The organism is Bartonella vinsonii subsp. berkhoffii ATCC 51672 (genome assembly GCF_902825225.1).
GTDB lineage: Bacteria > Pseudomonadota > Alphaproteobacteria > Rhizobiales > Rhizobiaceae > Bartonella > Bartonella berkhoffii.
Map to the genome: position 1 here is coordinate 1 of NZ_CADEAK010000045.1, position 2,075 is coordinate 2,075.

Genomic DNA, 2,075 nt, shown 5'->3' on the forward strand with positions numbered 1-2,075 from the left:
ATGCCAACTTGCGGAGAGCTTTTAGCTTATTGCCAAACCATAGAAAATACCCTTCTTTCCAAAGCCGGAAGTGTACGGAGAGCGATTGAAAACACGCGTGAAAAGGCACTGAAAGAAACAACAGCGAGAGAACATTTTAGACCACTAACGCTTATTCACAAGCAAGAGCTTGAAGAAACTTTAACTGGTCTTGGGGGAAGAATGAAAAACATTTGAGACAGCAAAATAGTGAAAAGTGGTGATCATTTTTGGATTGAGTATGCGTTTAAATCGTCAAAAAGAGACCGCACAGAGCGATTTAAAGATTTTATGATGAAAACCATATCTATAATAGAAAACGCTCTGTACGGCCAAATTTGAGGCAAATAGGCCAATAGTAAAATTATGGACTAAAAGCATGGGAATTTTTAAAGATCTGTTCTTAAAAAAACGTAAACAGCCAAGGCAAAAGAAGTTTGTTGCAACAGCTGTTGGGTATGTTCCATGGGGCGATGGAGCAGCTGATTTTAGTACATCTCTTCATGATAGCGTGCCATTTTGATTGAAAAAATATGACAAAAAGAAAAAAACATGCAAAACGCGGACGCCCAGGAATTCAGGGATGTGTAAGAGAACCGAATGGTCGCATCTCAAGAGCCAAAACACCGCGTGAACCTGTTGATCAATTAGCAATAGAAATACGTGCTAAACGCTTCTGTTTAACCATACAAGACGCCAAAAATCCGCTTGCTGGTACCTATATCGGGCGGCTTTATTTGCAAGGCGAACTCAATCAAGATCAGTATGATGCAGCACAAAAGTATCTCCAAATCAGAAACAATTACCTCTGTGCAAAAGCTTTACCCAGTGCTGTTTATGATGAAATGCCTACAACTTCTGATGATGGAGCAAGAGAGCAATGGGTACAAATAGCAACAGAACATCTTTTAGCTGTAAAAGATGTTGTTCAAGAAGCTCAATGTTTATACCGTCAATATAACCTTCATGCCGCATTACAGTATCTTGTGATAGAAGATCAATCACTACCGCATCTTGTGCCTTCATTACGTATTGTTCTAAATGCGCTTTATAAACACTTTATGCAAAACCGGTAGTTTTCAAGCGGCATCTCGGATATTAATGGCAACCTCTTTTCCAAGAGCAATGAGAGTGGATTCTAAGGCATCTAATTTTGTTGCGTGGTTTAAATCCAACAATCGGTCAATTTGTATTGGATGAAGTTTTAAAAGACGTACCAGATCAGCTTTGCGTAAGTTTTTTTCAATCATAGCGTTATGTATTGCAATTTTTAAAGTCACCAATGAAGAGACTTCAACAAAAGGATAGATAGCATCATACGCTCCCAAAGGAACAACTTCGCGATCTTGAAAACGCCCCATAATAACTGTTAAAAGTGCATTTTTAGCCTGTTCTAAAGCTTCTTTTTCGTCGTTCCCGTAGGTAATAAATTCCTGAAAGTCTTTAGAGATGACCAGAAGAGTATCATTGTCATCTTTGATAAATTTGATTGCATATTTCATTTACATCTCCATATTCAGATTTATTTCAGGTCAAAATCTTTAAGAATCTTCTGAACTAATCCTGTTCCTAATTCTTTTCGCGTACCATGCATAGGCAAAACGGATTTTTTAGAACCGCGCTTGACAAGCAAATGTCCACCCTTCCCTGAAGTAAAACTGCAACCATGCTTTATAAGATATCTTTTCAATTCTTGACTATTCATTATAATAATATAGCATCTAAAATGTTTCAATACAACACTTGCGTTATGTTAAAAGAAAATAAAGAACATCTTTTAAAACACCAGATTTGGATAAAAAAATTAAAAAACACAATATATTGATTTTTTTGTTGACAATATGTGAAAAGTCGTATTTAATGATAATACGACATTGGTTGTATTGTATCTAAAATTCAAAAATATCCCCCAAAATTCAGTGAAATGTGGACTTGAAACGTGGCTAAAAAGCCCTGTTTTCTCGCAAATTTTGGCTAATCCATTTTTCAAATAACAAAAATCAATATTTGACTTATTATGTCATTAAATAATTCCCCAAAAGGAGCTATGATGAAAG

Annotated in this window: 4 protein-coding genes and 1 pseudogene; 3 read left to right on the top strand and 2 right to left on the bottom strand. The window is 36.0% G+C overall.

Features of this window, described 5'->3' with window-relative positions:
* The 3 genes and pseudogenes from J7R10_RS07965 to J7R10_RS07975 form a co-directional block, all read left to right on the top strand.
* A pseudogene (locus J7R10_RS07965) lies at positions 1–216 on the top strand (hypothetical protein); the annotation flags it as partial.
* Between the two features lie 181 nt (positions 217–397).
* Positions 398–541 (top strand): hypothetical protein, encoded by a 144-nt coding sequence (locus tag J7R10_RS07970; protein WP_192813169.1) that lies wholly within the window; start codon positions 398–400, stop codon positions 539–541.
* A gap of 10 nt (positions 542–551) precedes the next feature.
* Positions 552–1,094, top strand: a complete 543-nt coding sequence (locus J7R10_RS07975) for a hypothetical protein (RefSeq protein ID WP_010705370.1) — start codon at positions 552–554, stop codon at positions 1,092–1,094.
* A gap of 3 nt (positions 1,095–1,097) precedes the next feature.
* On the opposite strand, the gene J7R10_RS07980 is transcribed toward J7R10_RS07975, so the two are convergent.
* Together J7R10_RS07980 and J7R10_RS07985 are read right to left on the bottom strand one after the other, a co-directional pair.
* A complete protein-coding gene (locus J7R10_RS07980; RefSeq protein WP_010705371.1) occupies positions 1,098–1,520 on the bottom strand; it encodes a hypothetical protein in 423 nt (140 codons plus the stop codon).
* A 20-nt stretch (positions 1,521–1,540) separates the two neighbouring features.
* A complete protein-coding gene (locus tag J7R10_RS07985; protein ID WP_010705372.1) occupies positions 1,541–1,723 on the bottom strand; it encodes a type II toxin-antitoxin system HicA family toxin in 183 nt (60 codons plus the stop codon).
* Between the last annotated feature and the right edge of the window lie 352 nt (positions 1,724–2,075).

Bases quoted from the DNA above. Each gene is read 5' to 3' on its own strand.
- J7R10_RS07975 (WP_010705370.1), top strand. From the start codon at position 552: ATGACAAAAAGAAAAAAACATGCAAAACGCGGACGCCCAGGAATTCAG.
- J7R10_RS07985 (WP_010705372.1), bottom strand. From the start codon at position 1,723: ATGAATAGTCAAGAATTGAAAAGATATCTTATAAAGCATGGTTGCAGT.
- J7R10_RS07970 (WP_192813169.1), top strand. From the start codon at position 398: ATGGGAATTTTTAAAGATCTGTTCTTAAAAAAACGTAAACAGCCAAGG.
- J7R10_RS07980 (WP_010705371.1), bottom strand. From the start codon at position 1,520: ATGAAATATGCAATCAAATTTATCAAAGATGACAATGATACTCTTCTG.